The organism is Pseudomonas berkeleyensis, from assembly GCF_014109765.1.
GTDB classification, from domain to species: domain Bacteria; phylum Pseudomonadota; class Gammaproteobacteria; order Pseudomonadales; family Pseudomonadaceae; genus Aquipseudomonas; species Aquipseudomonas berkeleyensis.
Window position 1 is genome coordinate 4,393,004 of sequence record NZ_CP059139.1, and the last position, 17,132, is coordinate 4,410,135.

Here is a 17,132-nt window from a genome sequence, read left to right on the forward strand (position 1 = left end):
GACGCGCACACTGCCTCAGGCTGATGAATCGCCATCAACGGCCAGAATGAGCGCTTCTTTGGCGGTTTTACTCAGGCGCTTGATCGCACGTTCACGACGCAGGGCATCGCCCTTGCCGGCACAGGCTTCGACATAAGCCAATGCCAGCGCCGGGCTGGTGTGAAAGAAGCGTGCGCCCTTGCCGCTCTGGTGCTGGGCGAAACGCCGCTGCGGGTCGTCGCTGATGCCGCAATACAGCGCACCATTGGCGGTACGCACCAGATAGACGAACCAGGGCTTGTCGAGTGCTGCCGTCATCCGCGCGCCGGGAACCACTCACGCGCCGAGCGCCACAGGCACATACCGACGAAATAGGCCGAAGCCAGCCACCAGAGCGCCAGCAGCCAAGGCTGGCTAACGGGGTACTGCAGGATCAGCAGGGCGCTGCTGAGCATCCAGACGAAGGTCACCAGAATGTTCAGCGGCATGAACTGACGTACGCGGAACGGGTGCAGGAATTTCATCCTGGTCAGAGTCAGCCCCGCCAGCAGAACGATGATGCCAAGCGTCACCCAGGGGTGGATGTCGAGAATGTAGAAATACAGCACCACCACGTTCCAGGCCGCCGGGAAGCCAACGAAGTAGTTGTCCTTGCTCTTCATGTTCAGGTTGCAGAAGCAGAACAGCGACGACACCAGAATCAGGCCTACGGCGAACAGCGGGGTGTATTCAGGCAACGGGATGAAGCGGTAAAGGAAGATCGCCGGGATGAACACATAGGTCAGGTAGTCGATGACCAGATCCAGGGTCGAGCCATCGAAATGCGGCAACACTCCCTTGACGTCGTAACGTCGCGCCAGGGAGCCATCCAGGCCATCGACCAGCAGCGCCAGTCCCAGCCACATCAGACACTGTTTGGGCTGGCCGTCGAGCACGGCGAGCAACGCCAGCAGGGCGAGAATCACACCACTGGCAGTGACGGCATGCACCCCCCAGGCCTTGGCCTGTTTTACGGCTACGATCAGTTCGGTCACGGCAGGTCTCGATTGGCAGTGGAGATGCGGCACCCCATGTGCGCACTCTCTTATTGAAGGCTATGACCGGCTAGCCTACCACTGCGTTCCTTCGCCTGCCTTAGCGCGCCGTCCGAAACTGGGCCAGTCCGCGGGCCGCTTGTCGACGAATGGCAGCCTGAACCGGCGGCGCCCAGCCTAGCAACAGCCCTTTGGCCCCTAGCGCCTGGCGAGCCCAGCGCCACAGGTCGAAATGATCACGGTGCTCGACGATCAAGCCATCACGGAAGACGAAGCGGGCCTGGATATGGTTGACCACCTGCCGCCCCGTGGCGCTGAAACGGTACGTGGCGACCCAGCGGGCGCTACCGGCATGGTCATCGGCATGCACCGAGTCGAAGGTCAGCGAGAAGCCCTCGGCACGGCTGCAAAGCATACGCCACATGTCCCCTGCCTCCGCGCCTTGCAGACCGACGAAAACCGGGTCGGAGAAGCGCACATCCGCCGCATAGCAGGCGGCCATGGCTTCGGCGTCGAGCTTCTGGAAGGCGCTGTAGAAGCGCTGGATCAGATCGGCATTGGGGTGGCTCATGAGGTGCTCCTACAGGCTTTTCATTAGGGCGCGTCGCGCACACCGCTGTCACGGTGTCGCTCACTGGTGCGCACAGCGCACCCTACACGTTCGCAAGGATGGTTCACTTCAGTCTGTTCGTCCGGCGGGGACATGGCGATTGGCTATAGCGACAACTTTGTGTCAATAATCGCCAACCTCAATCAAGAGTACTCCCATGCTGCGCATCGCGCTGTACGTCTGCCCGCAAACCGTCTGCTCCAGCCTGAGCATGGCGCAGGATGCCTTCAGCCTGGCCAATCGCCTGGCGGGCACAGCCTGTTTTCTGGTTCAGCGCTTCAGCCTGGACGGAGAACCGGTGCAGCTGGAGTTCGCCCAGATACAGGTCGATGGCGGCCTACTTCTGGCCGAGCAGGCCGACCTGCTGATAGTGCCCGCCACCGGCAGTGCCATCAGCCGAACGCTGGAAAACAACGCCAGGCTGCTGCCTTGGCTGGCGCAGCGTGGCGAACAACAGGTGGCCAGCCTGTGCAGCAGCGCCTTCCTGTTGGCGGCGGCCGGGCTGCTCGATGGACGCCAGGCGACCACTCATTGGGCGCTGGCCGAAGCCTTCGCCCGGCACTATCCCCAGGTGAACCTGCGCAGCGACCTGCTGCTCACCGAAGACGGCCCGCTGTTCTGCTCCGGCGGCGCCCAGGCAGGGCTCGATCTGTGCCTGCATCTGATTGCCCTGCATGCGGGCGAATGGCTGGCCCAGCAGGTGGCCAGCGCCATGGTGATCGAACGTCAACGCGGCACACAGACGCGTTTCGCACCGTTATTGCCCGCCATCGATGACAGCACGCTACTGCCGGTACTGAGCTGGCTACGCGAGCATCACGCCGAAGCGATCGACCTGAACCGCCTTGCGCAGCAGGCGCACTGCTCGCCCCGCACCCTGCTGCGCCGTTTCAAACACACCACCGGACTGACGCCTGGCGACTACCTGCAGCGCTTGCGCATCAGCCTGGCGCAGCAAACGCTGGCAAGCTCGGGCCAGTCGCTGGAACAGATCGCCAGCCAGATCGGCTTCGCCGACCGCGCCACCTTCGCCAAGCGCTTCAAACAGCTTTGCGGCGAAACACCCGGGGCCTTTCGTAAACGTATGCAGCGTGGCGTTTAGACAACGAAAACCTTTGCACCCAGAGCGTTTCGCGCTGTCATCCCGACAAAAAAAGGCCCGCCGATTGGCGGGCCTCGTTAACTGCACTATTCGATCAATGGCCGTCGAGATAGCGCTCGACATCCAGCGCCGCCATGCAACCGGCACCGGCCGAGGTAATCGCCTGTCGATAGACCGAATCGGCCACGTCACCGGCAGCGAACACGCCAGGAATACTGGTCGCGGTGGCATTGCCTTCGCGTCCGCCGTTGACCACCAGATAGCCGTCCTTCAGCGCCAGCTGACCTTCGAACAGACTGGTGTTGGGGGTGTGACCGATGGCGACGAACAGCCCTTCGACACTCAGCTCGCGGTAGGCACCACCGTATTGCTTCAGGCGCACGCCGGTAACGCCACTGGCATCACCCAGCACCTCGTCCACCTCGGCATTCAGTTGCAGCTCGATCTTGCCCTCGGCCACGCGCTCTTGCAGCTTGTTCTGCAGGATTTTCTCGGCACGGAAGCCATTACGGCGGTGAATCAGGGTCACCTTGCTGGCGATATTGGCCAGGTACAGCGCCTCCTCTACAGCCGTGTTACCACCACCGACCACCGCGACCTCACGACCGCGGTAGAAGAAACCGTCGCAGGTTGCACATGCCGAAACGCCGCGGCCCATGAACGCCTCTTCACTGGGCAAGCCCAGGTAACGCGCACTGGCACCGGTAGCGATGATCAGCGCGTCGCAGCTATAGGTGCCGCTGTCGCCAACCAGGGTAAAGGGTTTGCCGGCCAGATCCACGGCGTTGATATGGTCGAAGACGATCTCGGTATCGAAGCGCTCGGCGTGCTCCTGCATACGCTGCATCAGCGCCGGGCCGGTAAGGCCATGGGCATCGCCAGGCCAGTTGTCCACCTCGGTGGTGGTAGTGAGCTGACCACCCGCCTGAATGCCGGTGATCAGCAGTGGCTTCAGGTTGGCGCGCGCAGCATAGACCGCTGCGCTGTAACCGGCGGGGCCGGAACCCAGGATGATGACGCGGGCATGACGAACGACAGACATCGCTATCTCCTCGCAGGCCCACAGGGCCAGCAGGCCAGAATAAAAAGGGACTCTCGAAGCACTAGGGGAAGGCTTGGAAGGATGAGAGCCCCGCAAAAGGGAAACTGTGCGCAAGGCTATCGATGCGGCTGACGAAGCGGAAATATCCATTGCCAATTTCGCGAATAGAATTCGCCTATTGCCGCTGGCGTTGAACCTCGCCCATGGCTGAACTTTCGCCGCGCCGACGAAGTCGGTATGGTCGCGCGCATCAACCACTCAGGAGACCGCCATGCCTGCCGCTCCCGTTCTGTCCGGCCCGCAATACCTGCGAGAAGGCCTGAAGCTGGTACTCAGCCCTGGCCTGCGCCTGTTCGTACTGCTACCACTGGCGGTCAATCTGATCCTGTTCGTCACCATGATCAGCTTTGCCGTGCAGCAGTTCAGCGGTTGGGTCGACACCTTCATGCCCACCCTGCCGAGTTGGCTGAGCTTTCTCCAGTACATCCTCTGGCCACTGTTCGTGGTACTGGTGCTGCTGATGGTGTTCTTCACCTTCACCATGCTGGCCAACATCATCGCCGCGCCGTTCAACGGTTTTCTCGCGGAAAAGGTCGAGGTGGTGGCGCGCGGCGAGGATCACTTTCCGCCGTTCAGTTGGGGCGAACTGGCCGCCATGGTGCCGCGCACCATGGGCCGCGAGATGCGCAAGCTGGCCTACTTTCTGCCACGCGCCATCGGCCTGCTGATCCTCAGCTTCATACCGGTGGTGAACCTGATCGCTGCGCCACTGTGGCTACTGTTCGGCGTGTGGATGATGGCCGTGCAGTACATCGACTACCCGGCGGACAACAACAAGATGAGCTGGCAGGACATGCTCGCCTGGCTGCGCGAAAAACGCTGGCAGAGCCTGAGCTTCGGCGGCATCACCTACGCCGCGCTGCTGGTGCCGGGGCTGAACATCCTGATGATGCCGGCGGCAGTGGCCGGTGCCACCTTGTTCTGGGTGCGCGAGCGCGGTGAGCAGGCGCTAGGTTCGCGCAAGGACATCGTGTAACGCCCGCATCGACGCCTGCGACTCACGCTCGACGCGGCGGTGCATGAACAGGGCGTTCACCACGCGCATCAGCCAGCCGTCGAAACCGTACTCGAGGGTGCGCACGAACTCGCAGCCGTCCTCAAGCGACACGCACTCGTAGGTCAACAGCAATTGCAGGCCATGATCGCCACGCGCGCTGGCCTGCCAACGCTGGCCGGGCTGATAGTCGAGCACGTCCCAGCGCAGATGCCCGGCACGGCCACCGGCATGAATGTCTTCTTCGAATCGCTCGCCCGCGAACAGCGCCCCCTCGCGACCGTAGATACGCAGTGACGACGGGTGCCACTGCGGCCAGTGGCTCGGCGCCGCGGCGTATTCCAGCACGTGCTCGGTAGGCTGGGCGATGCGGATTCGGTGCTGCTGGCGGTTCTGCTGATGAATCACCTCCGGCTCCCAGTGCAGAGTCCCGTACAGCCAGTCCATCAGCGGATGGACGATGCCGAAGTTGCGCGAATGCATCAGCTCACGGCGATGGTGCAGCGCATGCAGACGGCGCATCTGGCGAATCCAAGGCAAGCGCGACACCGGGTGTTCGGCCGGAAGATGTTCGCAGGCATGCACCACTTCGTAACTCATATAGCCCAGCAGCATGCTGCCGGCGAACAGCGCGGCGAAGTTGCCGTCGAGCTGAGACAGCAGCCACCAGGCGGCGAACGTAGGCAGACTGAAGAGTACGATAAGCCAGGCCGGGAACAGGATCACGCGCCAGTCGCGCGCCGTTTCGTAGGGCATCAGCGTCTCGACGAAGAAACTGTGGTGGTCACCGGTGTGACGTTTGTAGAAGAGTTTGCCGAAGCGTGTCTTGTTATGGCCGAGCCGTTTGTGCACCTGGTATTCACCCCAACTGAAGAACACCAGCGTGGCCGGCACCAGCAGCCATTGCCAGGGCGCCACGGTTTCCAATGTGCTCCAGAGCAAGCCGATGCAAAGCAGCCCATAGGCCAGCACGAACGCGGCGTGCAGCCAGGGGTTGTATAGCGGATGGATGGCAGCCCGGTAATCGCTGCGAAAAGCCTGGGCATTGTCGTTGTTGTAGGCCATGGCGCTCTCCTGTGGATTGACAGCAGTCTAGGCGCGGCCGAATCATTCGAATAATGGATAGTTGAAAAGAGCATTATCCGTGATAACGAATTTGCGCCAGCTCGACCTAAACCTGCTACTGGTCTTCGATGCCCTGATGCAGGAAGGCAATCTGACCCGCGCGGCCCAGCGTCTGCACCTGAGCCAGTCGACGGTGAGCAATGCCCTCGCCCGCCTGCGCCAGCAACTGGGCGAGGAGCTATTCCAGCGTACCGCTCGCGGTATGACGCCAACCGCACGTGCCCAAACGCTTTACCCGCCCGTGCGCCAGGCGCTGCAGCTGCTGTTGACTGGTCTCGGCCCCGCGGAACCCTTCGATGTGCAGGCCGCGCACGTGTTCAACCTGTCGCTCAACGACTACGCCCAGGCTGCGCTGCTGCCGATGCTGCAAGCACATCTGGCCCGCGTCGCGCCGCAGGTGGAACTGGTGGCGCAGCATGACGATGCCGACAACCTGCTCGCGCGCCTGGAGAGTGGCGCCCTGGACATTGCCATCGACTACCTGCATTTCGACTCGCCTGACCTGCGCTATTCGCCCCTGCGTGAAGAGGCGCTGGTGGTGATCGGGCGCAAGGATCATCCGGCGTTCGTCGGCGGCCTGAGTCTCATGGATTACCAGCAGGCCCGCCATGTGCTCGTTACGCCGCGAGCAGGACGTGGCTCACCACTGGAAATCGTCCTGGGCTCGGCCAAGGTCAGACGTCAGGCGGCGCTGCATCTGCCCAATTACCTGCCGATTCCCGCCATCGTCGCCCAAACCAACTTGCTCGGCACCGTGCCGGCGCGCCTGGCCGAAGCCTTCGCGCCGATGTTCGCGCTGCAGGTGGCGCCGCTGCCCTTCGACATGCCTGCCGTGCAGATCAGCCTGATCTGGCATCGCCAGCAGCACCATGATCCGGCGCACAGCTGGCTGCGTGAACAACTGCACGGCCTGCTCGCCTGACATATAAGCGCAATCAAAACGTCATGTTCACTACATGACCTGGGCAGAGACTGCATGCATGAACGCACCTTCTCTGCATATCGCGCTGATCAGCGAAACCTTCCCGCCGGAAATCAACGGCGTAGCCAATACCCTCGGCCGCCTGGTCGACGGTCTGCGTGGTCGTGGTCATCACGTGCAGCTGGTACGACCACGCCAGGAAGTCGACCAGGAGCAGGAAACGGGCAGCGATCTGCTGCTCACCCGCGGTTGGCCGCTACCCGGCTATCCCGGTCTACAATGGGGCCAGTCATCGCTGCACAAATTACTCAGGCGCTGGCAGCGACAACGCCCGGATGTACTCTATATCGCCACCGAAGGCCCGCTGGGCCTGTCCGCACTGCGCGCCGCCAGGCGCCTGGCGATCCCGGTGGTCAGCGGTTTTCACACCAACTTCCAGCAGTACACCGGGCACTACGGCATCGGCCTGCTGACACGGGCGATGACCAACTACCTGCGCTGGTTCCACAACCGCACGCAGCTCACGCTGGTGCCAAGCATCGGCCAGAAGGTCGATCTCGAACGCCGTGATTTCGAACGCCTGGCCCTGCTCGCGCGGGGTGTCGACAGCCAGCTGTTCCACCCACGCAGACGCAGCGACGCCCTGCGCGAAAGCTGGGGCCTGGGGCCGGCTGATCTGGCCGTGCTGCATGTCGGTCGCCTGGCGGCAGAGAAGAACCTCGGTCTGCTGGTAAAAGCCTTCCAGGCCCTGCAGACAGCCCATCCCCAGCGCCGTATGAGGTTGATTCTGGTTGGCGACGGGCCACTGCGCGCCAGCCTGCAGACGCAATTGCCGGAGGCGCAGTTCTGTGGCCTGCAGCGCAGTGAGACGCTGGCCATGCACTATGCCTCTGGCGATCTGTTCCTGTTCCCCAGCCTCTCGGAAACCTTCGGCAACGTGGTATTGGAGGCCCTGGCATCGAGCCTCGGCGTGGTGGCGTTCGACCAGGCGGCAGCCGCTCAGCATATTCATCACAGGCACAACGGCATGCTTGCCCGCCCTGGCGACGAGGCCGGCTTCTGCGAAGCGGCCTGCGAGCTGTTGGAAGATGCAGAGGTACTGCGCCGCATCCGCCTCAATGCCCGCCGACATGCCAGCCACCTGAGTTGGGATGGCATCGTCACGCTGTTCGAACAACACCTGCGCAGCGCCATGCAACCTCAGGCGCAACTCAGCGTCCACACGGAGCTTGCCAGTAGGGCGGGTGAAACCCGCCACTGAGACAATCTGGCGGGTTACAACCACCCTACGTGATCACATCCGCTCAAAACATGCGGACGTAAAAAAGCCCCGATGTGCCGGGGCTGAAACGGGGCGCCGGATCGCGGCGCCCGATAGAAACGGACTCAGACCAGCGTGGTCAGCGCATCGCGGCTGAACGGCAGAATGTCCTGCTCGCGGCCTTCACGCACCTTCAGCGCCCAATCCGGGTCGACCAGCAGCGCACGGCCCACGGCAACCAAGTCGAACTCCTCCTTGTTCAGGCGCTCAAGCAGGTTTTCCAGGCTGGCCGGCTCGGCCACCTTGTCGGTCTTGACCATGAACTGCAGGAATTCGCCATCCAGGCCGACGCTACCGACGGTGATGGTCGGCTTGCCGGTGAGCTTGCGCGTCCAGCCGGCCAGGTTGAGGTCGCAGCCTTCGAACTCCGGCTCCCAGAAACGGCGGGTCGAACAATGGAAGATGTCCACGCCGGCATCGGACAGTGGCTTGAGGAAGGCTTCCAGTTGCTCCGGGGTTTGCACCAGGCGTGCGGTGTAGTCCTGCTGCTTCCACTGCGAGTAACGCAGGATGATCGGGAAGTCCGGGCCGACCGCCGCGCGCACCGCCTGGATCAGCTCGATGGCGAAACGCGAACGTGCCGCCAGGTCACCCCCATATTGGTCGGTACGCTGGTTGCTGCCGTCCCAGAAGAACTGGTCGATCAGGTAACCGTGGGCACCATGAATCTCCACGCCGTCCATGCCGATGGCCTTGGCGTCGCGCGCAGCCTGAGCGAAGGCTGCGATCACCTCGTCGATATCGGCCTGGGTCATGCCATGCACGACCACCTGGCCGTCCTTGACCTTCTCCATCGGGCCATAACCGGGCACGCTGGCATCCGGCTCGGTGCCCAGCTTGCGCACGTTACCCACATGCCAGAGCTGCGGGACGATCTTGCCACCTTCGGCATGCACGGCATCGACCACCTGCTTCCAACCGGCCAGGGCGTCTTCACCGTAGAAACGCGGCACGTTCGGGTAGCCGTTGGCGGCCTTGTGACCGACGGTGGTGCCCTCGGTGACGATCAGGCCCACGCCCGCGGCGGCACGGCGACGGTAATACTCGACGACCTTGGCGTTGGGCACGCCACCGGGCGAGAAGGAGCGGGTCATCGGCGCCATGACCACACGGGTCGGCAGCTCCAGGTTACCGAGGCGGAACGGGGCGAACAGGGCTTGAACGGGAGCGCTCATCATCTTTCCTCTGGGGTTGAACGGTAATCAGGCCTGCAGCAAACGCTCCAGGCGGGTGACGAAAGCTTCCAGCGGCTGCAGGTTGCGGCCCACCTTGAGGCGGGCGAGCACGCCCTGCCAGGCGTCGCTGATGAAGGTGGCGAGGTTGCCGCAGTCCTCGTCGGCCGGCAGTTCGCCGACGGTCTGCGCCTGCTCCAGGCAATCGCGCAGGATGTCCACCGAGGCCTGCTGAATGGCCGCGACCTCGGCGCCGATCGCCGGCAGCATCTCGCTCATCTCGAAACTCAGGCTGCCGATGAAACAGTGGTACTGCGGCGTGTCCTGCCGGGCGAAGTGCGCCAGCAGATCACGGTAGTAAGCGAGGATGCGTGCACGCGGACTCAACGCCGGATCATTCAGCGCCTGGGCATAACGCGCCAGACGTGGCCGATAGATGAAGGCCAGCGCCTGCAGGGCGAAATCTTCCTTGCTGGCGAAGTAGTGATAGAAGCTGCCCTTGGGAATCCCGGCCGCCTGGACGATCTCCAGCACGCCGGTGCCGTGGTAGCCGCGACGTGTCATCACCGCCGAGCCTTTGCTCAGGATCAGATCGCGCTTGTCGAGTCGAATGCTGTTCATGGCGCCGAGCATATGACCGGTCGTCTCGCCCAGCCCAGCACTATTGATATTGGTGATTAAGGACTAGAAAACGTAGGACGGGTTCAACCCGCCGCTAGCCAGTCTGGCGGGTTTCACCCGCCCTACTCAAGCTCGCGGCTGTAGCCAGATCAGCGAAGCGAAACGCCCGGTGCGGGCGTTGCGGCGATAGGAGTAGAAGCGCGCATCGTTGTAAGTACACAGCCCACCGCCGCTGACGGCGGTCACGCCGATGGCGGCCAGGCGAATGCGCGCCAGCTGGTAGATATCGGCCATGAACTTGCCGGCATTGGCGCTGGGTACGAATGCGCTGACAGCCTCGGCATGCTGTTGCACGAAGGCCTCGCGCACCTCGCTACCCACTTCGAACGCTGCCGGGCCGATGGCCGGGCCGAGCCAGACCAGCAGCTCATGCGGTGCGACGTCGAGCGCCTGCACGGTCGCCTCCAGCACGCCACCGGCCAACCCGCGCCAACCGGCATGGGCCGCTGCCACACGCGTCCCCGCGCGATCACAGAACAGGGCAGGCAGGCAGTCGGCCGTCATTGCCGTGCAGGCGATACCTGGGGTGGCCGTCCAGTTGCCATCGGCTTCGATGACTGTCGCCGGATCGGCTTCTGCCACCACGATGCCATGCACCTGACGCAGCCAGGCAGGCTGGCAACCCAGGGCCTCAACCAGATGCTGACGATTGCTCGCCACCGCCGCCGGGGCGTCATCGACGTGATCGCCCAGGTTGAAGCTATCGAACGGCGCCACGCTGACACCGCCACTGCGCGTGGTGACGCAGGCGCGCACGTTGGCCGGCGCAGGCCAATCGGGAATGAGCCAATCGTGGGCACTCACCCGACGAAGGCCTCGCGATCCTGACGCAACAGGGTCAGCAGCCAGACCAGATCATCCGGCAGCGCCGACTCCCATTTCATACGCTTGCCAGTGGCCGGGTGATCCAGCTCGAGGAAGCGTGCATGCAGGGCCTGACGCGGAAACTCCTTGAGGCTCTGCACCAGGGTCGGGCTCGCCGCCGGCGGAATGCGGAAACGCCCGGCATAGACCGGATCGCCCACCAGCGGATAACCAACGTGGGTCATGTGCACGCGAATCTGGTGGGTGCGCCCGGTTTCCAGCTTGACCCGCACATGGGTGTGCGAGCGATAGCGCTCGAGCACACGGTAATGACTGATCGCCGGCTTGCCGCCATCGGTCACCGCCATGCGCTGACGCTGACTGGAGCTACGGCCAATCGGCGCATCGATGGTGCCGCCGGCGGTGATCACGCCGATGCAGATGCATTCATAGATACGGCTGACGGTGCGCTTCTGCAGTTGCTCGACCAGATTGGTCTGCGCCTGCAGCGTCTTGGCCACCACCATCAGGCCGGTGGTGTCCTTATCCAGGCGATGGACGATACCGGCACGCGGCACGTTGATGATGTCCGGCACGTGGTGCAGCAGGGCGTTGAGCAGGGTGCCGTCGGCATGTCCGGCTGCCGGATGCACCACCAGACCTGCGGGCTTGTCGATGACCAGCAGGTGTTCGTCTTCATAGACGATGTTCAGTTCGATGTCCTGCGCGATCCACTCGCCCTGCGCTTCCTGCTCGGCATCGAGCACCAGCGTCGAGCCGGCATGCACGGTATCGCGCGGGCGCGCCACGGCGCCATCGACAGTCAGGCGACCTTCCTTGATCCAGGTGGAAAGGCGCGAACGGGAGAACTCGCCAAACAGCTGCGCAGCCACTTGGTCGAGGCGTTGACCGCCCTGTTCAAAGGGGACGACGGCCTGGAGTTGAATCAGCTGCTTGTTTATAGAAGTCATCTTCGGCAACGGCGGGAGCCTGGCCTTTGGTTTCGGCGACAGGCTTGTGGTTAAATACGGCGTCTTTGCCCCAGGGTTTTCCGGGGGCGCTCATCATAACAGGACGGCCGCGCGGCCGTCACAGGGACGCAAGCCGCCATGCAAGTGAAACACCTGCTGCTGATCGCCATCCTCGCCCTTACCGCCGCCTGCTCTTCCAAGCAGCCGGAGGTCGATGAAAACCTCAGCGAGGTGGAGCTGTACCAGCAGGCCCAGGCCGACCTGGACAACCGCAGCTACACCCAGGCTATCTCCAAACTGAAGGCACTGGAGTCGCGCTATCCGTTCGGGCGCTACGCCGAGCAGGCGCAGCTGGAACTGATCTTCGCCTACTACAAGAATGCCGAGCCGGAAGCCGCCAAGTCTTCGGCCGAGCGCTTCATCCGCCTGCACCCGCAGCATGCCAACGTCGACTACGCTTACTACCTCAAGGGCCTGGCCTCGTTCGACCAGGATCGTGGCCTGCTGGCGCGCTTCCTGCCGCTGGACATGACCAAGCGTGACCCAGGCGCTGCGCGCGACTCGTACAACGAGTTCGCCCAGCTCACCAGCCGTTACCCGACCAGCCGCTACGCGCCAGACGCCAAGCAGCGCATGATCTACCTGCGCAACCTGCTGGCTGCCTACGAAGTGCACGTTGGCCACTATTACCTGACCCGCCAGGCCTATGTCGCCGCGGCCAACCGTGGCCGCTACGTGGTGGAAAACTTCCAGGAAACCCCATCCGTGGGTGACGGCCTGGCGATCATGACCGAGGCCTATCAGCGCCTGTCGCTGGATGACCTGGCGGCCACCAGCCTGGAAACCCTCAAGCTCAACTACCCGGATCATCCGAGCCTGGAAAGCGGCGAGTTCGTCCCGCTCGAAGAAGAAGCCGATAACCGTTCCTGGCTGGCCAAGGCCACCCTGGGCCTGATCGAAACCGACACGCCGCTGCCGCCGGGCGAAACCCGCGCCAGCCAGGACGTGATCCGCCAGTACGAAGACGCCGAGCAACAAATCCCGGCTGAACTGCAACAGGACGCCAAGACCGGCGAAACCGCCAAGAAGCGCTCGATCTGGAGCTACCTGACCTTCGGTCTGTTCGACTGAGCGATGCGTGATTGAACAAGGGAGGCTTCGGCCTCCCTTTTTATTGCCCCGGAAACAGCGCACAGCTTGCCACCGCCCCCCCTGTGCCGCGGACTTCACCTTGGCTAAACTGCCACCCTCAACCAAACAAAAGAGTGCACCATGGGTCTGTTTCGCCTGCTGTTCTGGATCGCCATCATCTTCGCCGCGATCTGGGTTTGGCGCCGCTATATCAGCGCCCCCAAGCGCCCCAGCCAAGCGCAGCGCGAAGATGAACCTGCGCCCATGGTGCGCTGTGCACACTGCGGCGTGCACATTCCCCAGACTCAAGCGCTGACTCAGGATCAGCGCTGGTACTGCAGCCAGAAACACCTTGAGCAAGGCCCTCACACCGGTGATCGCTGACACCAGCGTACAGAACAGCAAACAAGGGCAGCGCATCCTCAGGCTCTATCACTTCTATCGCCTGACCATCGGGCTGGCGCTGATCCTGCTGATCTCCAGCAATCTCGACGAACAGTTGCTGGACGTCGTGCATATCGAGCTGTTTCGCACCGGCAGTTGGGTCTATCTGATCCTCAATATCTTCATTGCCGTGCTGGTGCAAAAGCCCAAGCACCTGATGCAGCTGTTCAGCCTGGCGCTGGTCGACGTGATCTTCCTCTCGGCCCTGTTCTATGCAGCCGGCGGCACGCCCAGCGGCATCGGCAACCTGCTGGTGGTTGCCGTGGCCATCGCCAACATCCTGCTGCGCGGGCGCATCGGCCTGCTGATTGCCGCCATCGCCGCGATGGCGCTGATCTACCTGACCTTCTATCTCAGCCTCAGCCGCCCCGCCGCTGCCGCGCAGTACGTACAAGCAGGCGCCCTCGGTGCGCTGTGCTTCGCCGGAGCCCTTTTCATCCAGGGCATCACACGCCGCCTGCAGGTGAGCGAAAGCCTGGCCGAGCAACGCGCGGCCGACGTGGCGAATCTGGAAGAGCTCAACGAACAGATCCTGCAGCGCATGCGCACCGGCATCCTCGTGCTCGACACCCAACACCGAGTGCTGCTGGCCAACCAGGGCGCAACGCAGTTGCTCGGGCGAGGTGAGCTGACCGGCAAGATCATCGATCCGCACTGCCCCGAACTGGTCAAGCGCCTACAGCAGTGGCTGCACAACCCGACCCTGCGTCCGGACAGCCTGCAGGCTCAGGTCGACGGCCCGGTTCTGCAGCCCAGCTTCATTTCCCTGCACCGCGGCGAACAGCAACACATCCTGGTGTTTCTCGATGATATTTCGCAGATCGCCCAGCAGGCACAACAGCTCAAACTGGCTTCGCTCGGCCGCTTGACCGCCGGTATCGCCCACGAGATTCGCAATCCGCTGGGCGCGATCAGCCACGCCGCACAGCTGCTACAGGAATCTGAAGACCTGCAAGGCCCGGATCAACGCCTGGCGCAGATCATTCAGGATCACTCCAAGCGCATGAACTTGGTGATCGAGAACGTCCTGCAGCTCTCGCGCAGACGCCAGGCTGAACCGCAACTGCTCGACCTGAAATACTGGCTGCACCGTTTTGCCAGCGAATTTCGCAATTCGGCACCGAACGATCGACAGATCCATCTGGAAACCCAGGGCGGCAGTCTGCAAACACGGATGGATCCGCATCAACTGACCCAGGTACTGACTAATCTGGTACAGAACGGCCTACGCTATAGCGCCCAGAAACACCGGCTCGGCCAGGTATGGCTGCGCCTGTTTCGCGACGAGACCAGCGACCTGCCGGTGCTGGAGATTCTCGACGACGGCCCCGGCGTGCCGCCCGAGCTGGAGCAGCATATCTTCGAGCCCTTCTATACCACCGAGAACAAGGGCACCGGCCTCGGCCTGTATATCTCCCGCGAGCTGTGCCAGGGCAACCAGGCACGCCTCGACTATAAACCCCGCGAAGATGGCGGCAGTTGCTTCCGCATCACCTTCGCCCACCCGCGCAAACTGAGCTGAGCATGAACCGTCAGAGAGCACTGATCGTCGACGACGAGCCCGATATCCGCGAGTTGCTGGAAATCACCCTCGGACGCATGAAGCTGGACACCCGCAGCGCCCGCAACGTCAAGGAAGCACGCGAATGGCTGGCGCGCGAACCCTTCGATCTGTGCCTGACCGACATGCGCCTGCCCGACGGCACCGGCCTGGAACTGGTGCAGCACATCCAACAGCGCTACCCACAAGTGCCGGTGGCGATGATCACCGCCTACGGCAGCCTGGATACCGCGATCAACTCGCTCAAAGCCGGCGCCTTCGACTTCCTCACCAAACCGGTAGATCTCGGTCGCCTGCGCGAACTGGTCGCCACCGCCCTGCGCATCCGCTCCCCCGAGTGCGGGGAAACCCCGGTCGACAGCCGCCTGCTCGGCGATTCGCCGCCCATGAAGTCGCTGCGCAAGCAGATCCAGAAGCTCTCGCGCAGCCAGGCACCAGTCTATATCAGCGGTGAGTCGGGCAGCGGCAAGGAACTGGTCGCCCGCCTGATCCACGAGCAGGGCCCGCGCGTCGAACAGCCCTTCGTCCCGGTCAACTGCGGCGCCATCCCCTCTGAGTTGATGGAGAGCGAGTTCTTCGGGCACAAGAAAGGCAGCTTCACTGGCGCCATCGAAGACAAGCTGGGCCTGTTCCAGGCGGCCAATGGCGGCACGCTGTTCCTCGATGAAGTCGCCGACCTGCCGCTGCCAATGCAGGTAAAACTGCTGCGTGCAATTCAGGAAAAAGCCGTGCGCGCCGTCGGCGGTCAGCAGGAAGTGGTGGTCGACGTACGCATACTCTGCGCCACCCACAAGGATCTCGCCGCCGAAGTCGCCGCCGGCCGCTTCCGCCAGGATCTCTACTACCGCCTCAACGTCATCGAACTGCGCGTACCGCCGCTGCGTGAGCGTCGCGAAGATATCGCCCAGCTGGCCGACGTGATGCTCACGCGCCTGGCCGACAGCACCGGCCTTGCTGCTGCCAAGTTGCATCCCGATGCGTTGGAGAAACTGAAGAACTACCGCTTCCCCGGCAACGTGCGCGAGCTGGAAAACATGCTCGAGCGCGCCTATACCCTGTGCGAAGACGACCAGATCACACCCAGCGACCTGCGCCTGGCCGACGCCAGCGGCCCCAGCAACGAAGGCGGCGAAGCCAGCCTGGCGCAGATCGACAACCTCGAGGACTACCTCGAAGACATCGAGCGCAAACTGATCATGCAGGCCCTGGAAGAAACCCGCTGGAACCGCACGGCCGCAGCCCAGCGCCTTGGCCTTACCTTCCGCTCGATGCGCTATCGCCTGAAGAAGCTGGGCATCGACTGACACACACCATGCCTCCTGCGCGTCGGTGCGCGCAGCGCCCCCTACGACCTGCGCCCACAACGAAAAAGGGAGCCCGAAGGCTCCCTTTTTGATAACGCAACGCTGACTCAGTGAATGATCTGACTGAGGAACAGCTTGGTGCGCTCGTTCTGCGGGTTGGTGAAGAAGCTGTTGGGTTCGGCCTGTTCGACGATCTCACCCTTGTCCATGAAGATCACCCGGTTGGCCACGGTGCGAGCGAAGCCCATTTCATGGGTCACGCAGAGCATGGTCATGCCGTCTTCGGCCAGGCCGATCATGGTGTCCAGAACCTCTTTTACCATCTCCGGATCGAGTGCCGAGGTCGGCTCATCGAACAGCATGATCTTCGGTTTCATGCACAGCGCACGGGCGATCGCCACACGCTGTTGCTGACCACCGGAGAGCTGCCCCGGAAACTTGTTGGCCTGCTCCGGAATGCGCACGCGCTCGAGGAAATGCATGGCGATTTCCTCAGCCTGGCGCTTGGGCATCTTGCGCACCCACATCGGTGCCAGGGTGCAGTTCTGCAGCACGGTCAGGTGCGGGAACAGGTTGAAGTGCTGGAACACCATGCCCACTTCGCGGCGGATCGCCTCGATGTGCTTGAGGTCGCTGGTCAGCTCGGTGCCATCGACCACGATGCGCCCCTGCTGGTGTTCCTCCAGGCGGTTGATGCAGCGGATGGTGGTGGACTTGCCCGAACCGGACGGGCCGCAGAGCACGATACGCTCGCCCTGCTGCACGCTGAGGTTGATGTCCTTGAGCACGTGGAACTGGCCGTACCATTTGTTCACGCCTTGCAGCAGGATCATCGGCTCAGCGCTGGGTTGCTTGATTGCTTCACTCATTATTCA

Annotated in this window: 18 protein-coding genes; 8 read left to right on the forward strand and 10 right to left on the reverse strand. The window is 63.0% G+C overall.

The features are described 5' to 3' along the window. Window positions 1–15: 15 nt before the first annotated feature. The 3 genes from HS968_RS20360 to HS968_RS20370 form a co-directional block, all read right to left on the reverse strand. A complete protein-coding gene (locus tag HS968_RS20360) occupies window positions 16–297 on the reverse strand; it encodes a GIY-YIG nuclease family protein (RefSeq protein ID WP_106736948.1) in 282 nt (93 codons plus the stop codon). Continuing rightward, the gene (gene pcsA / locus HS968_RS20365) at window positions 294–1,013 is read right to left on the reverse strand and encodes a phosphatidylcholine synthase (RefSeq protein ID WP_119695404.1); all 720 of its coding nucleotides are present in this window, start codon (window positions 1,011–1,013) and stop codon (window positions 294–296) included. Before pcsA ends, HS968_RS20360 begins: the two co-directional genes overlap by 4 nt. Window positions 1,014–1,113: 100 nt before the next feature. Next, window positions 1,114–1,584: a nuclear transport factor 2 family protein gene (locus tag HS968_RS20370; protein WP_119695403.1), complete on the reverse strand. Its 471-nt coding sequence runs from the start codon at window positions 1,582–1,584 to the stop codon at window positions 1,114–1,116. Between the two features lie 196 nt (window positions 1,585–1,780). On the opposite strand from HS968_RS20370, the gene HS968_RS20375 reads away from it, so the two are divergent. Continuing rightward, a complete protein-coding gene (locus HS968_RS20375) occupies window positions 1,781–2,725 on the forward strand; it encodes a GlxA family transcriptional regulator (protein ID WP_182368446.1) in 945 nt (314 codons plus the stop codon). 94 nt (window positions 2,726–2,819) lie between these two features. Here HS968_RS20375 and trxB read toward each other — a convergent pair whose 3' ends face one another. Then, entirely contained in the window at window positions 2,820–3,767 is a 948-nt protein-coding gene (gene trxB / locus HS968_RS20380; protein WP_119695401.1) for a thioredoxin-disulfide reductase, read from the reverse strand. A 271-nt stretch (window positions 3,768–4,038) separates the two neighbouring features. Between trxB and cysZ the strand changes: the two genes are divergently transcribed. After that, window positions 4,039–4,803 carry a sulfate transporter CysZ gene (cysZ, locus tag HS968_RS20385; RefSeq protein ID WP_119695400.1) on the forward strand — a complete coding sequence of 255 codons (765 nt, stop codon included), beginning with the start codon at window positions 4,039–4,041 and terminating at the stop codon, window positions 4,801–4,803. Here cysZ and HS968_RS20390 read toward each other — a convergent pair. Then, window positions 4,777–5,886, reverse strand: coding sequence for an SRPBCC family protein (locus HS968_RS20390; protein WP_182368448.1), 1,110 nt, complete (start codon window positions 5,884–5,886; stop codon window positions 4,777–4,779). The two genes, cysZ and HS968_RS20390, sit on opposite strands and share 27 nt — an antisense overlap. Before the next feature lie 79 nt (window positions 5,887–5,965). Here HS968_RS20390 and bsrA point away from each other — a divergent pair, with 79 nt between their 5' ends. Together bsrA and HS968_RS20400 are read left to right on the forward strand one after the other, a co-directional pair. Then, window positions 5,966–6,868, forward strand: a complete 903-nt coding sequence (gene bsrA, locus HS968_RS20395; protein ID WP_182368449.1) for a LysR family transcriptional regulator BsrA — start codon at window positions 5,966–5,968, stop codon at window positions 6,866–6,868. Between the two features lie 58 nt (window positions 6,869–6,926). Next, on the forward strand, window positions 6,927–8,129 hold the full coding sequence (locus HS968_RS20400; protein WP_182368450.1) for a glycosyltransferase family 4 protein: 1,203 nt from the start codon (window positions 6,927–6,929) through the stop codon (window positions 8,127–8,129). Window positions 8,130–8,254: 125 nt separating this feature from the next. Here the strand turns inward: HS968_RS20400 and HS968_RS20405 are convergent, their stop codons facing one another. The 4 genes from HS968_RS20405 to rluD all read right to left on the reverse strand — a co-directional run bounded on the left by HS968_RS20405 (window position 8,255) and on the right by rluD (window position 11,817). After that, window positions 8,255–9,364 carry an NADH:flavin oxidoreductase gene (locus HS968_RS20405; RefSeq protein WP_182368451.1) on the reverse strand — a complete coding sequence of 370 codons (1,110 nt, stop codon included), beginning with the start codon at window positions 9,362–9,364 and terminating at the stop codon, window positions 8,255–8,257. Window positions 9,365–9,391: 27 nt separating this feature from the next. Further along, window positions 9,392–9,982 (reverse strand): TetR/AcrR family transcriptional regulator, encoded by a 591-nt coding sequence (locus HS968_RS20410; RefSeq protein WP_238338866.1) that lies wholly within the window; start codon window positions 9,980–9,982, stop codon window positions 9,392–9,394. A gap of 126 nt (window positions 9,983–10,108) precedes the next feature. Further along, window positions 10,109–10,846, reverse strand: a complete 738-nt coding sequence (gene pgeF, locus HS968_RS20415; RefSeq protein WP_182368453.1) for a peptidoglycan editing factor PgeF — start codon at window positions 10,844–10,846, stop codon at window positions 10,109–10,111. Continuing rightward, a complete protein-coding gene (gene rluD, locus HS968_RS20420; RefSeq protein ID WP_182368454.1) occupies window positions 10,843–11,817 on the reverse strand; it encodes a 23S rRNA pseudouridine(1911/1915/1917) synthase RluD in 975 nt (324 codons plus the stop codon). The genes pgeF and rluD overlap by 4 nt, the downstream gene beginning before the upstream one ends. A gap of 138 nt (window positions 11,818–11,955) precedes the next feature. Here rluD and HS968_RS20425 point away from each other — a divergent pair, with 138 nt between their 5' ends. From HS968_RS20425 to HS968_RS20440, 4 genes are all read left to right on the forward strand, one after another. Continuing rightward, window positions 11,956–12,948, forward strand: coding sequence for an outer membrane protein assembly factor BamD (locus HS968_RS20425; RefSeq protein WP_106736961.1), 993 nt, complete (start codon window positions 11,956–11,958; stop codon window positions 12,946–12,948). Between the two features lie 141 nt (window positions 12,949–13,089). Continuing rightward, complete coding sequence (locus HS968_RS20430) at window positions 13,090–13,332, forward strand: PP0621 family protein (protein WP_119695392.1); 243 nt, start codon at window positions 13,090–13,092, stop codon at window positions 13,330–13,332. Beyond that, window positions 13,322–14,914 (forward strand): sensor histidine kinase, encoded by a 1,593-nt coding sequence (locus HS968_RS20435; RefSeq protein WP_179625217.1) that lies wholly within the window; start codon window positions 13,322–13,324, stop codon window positions 14,912–14,914. The genes HS968_RS20430 and HS968_RS20435 overlap by 11 nt, the downstream gene beginning before the upstream one ends. A gap of 2 nt (window positions 14,915–14,916) precedes the next feature. After that, entirely contained in the window at window positions 14,917–16,257 is a 1,341-nt protein-coding gene (locus HS968_RS20440; protein ID WP_182368455.1) for a sigma-54-dependent transcriptional regulator, read from the forward strand. 107 nt (window positions 16,258–16,364) lie between these two features. Here the strand turns inward: HS968_RS20440 and HS968_RS20445 are convergent, their stop codons facing one another. Continuing rightward, window positions 16,365–17,126 carry an amino acid ABC transporter ATP-binding protein gene (locus HS968_RS20445; protein WP_106736965.1) on the reverse strand — a complete coding sequence of 254 codons (762 nt, stop codon included), beginning with the start codon at window positions 17,124–17,126 and terminating at the stop codon, window positions 16,365–16,367. Between the last annotated feature and the right edge of the window lie 6 nt (window positions 17,127–17,132).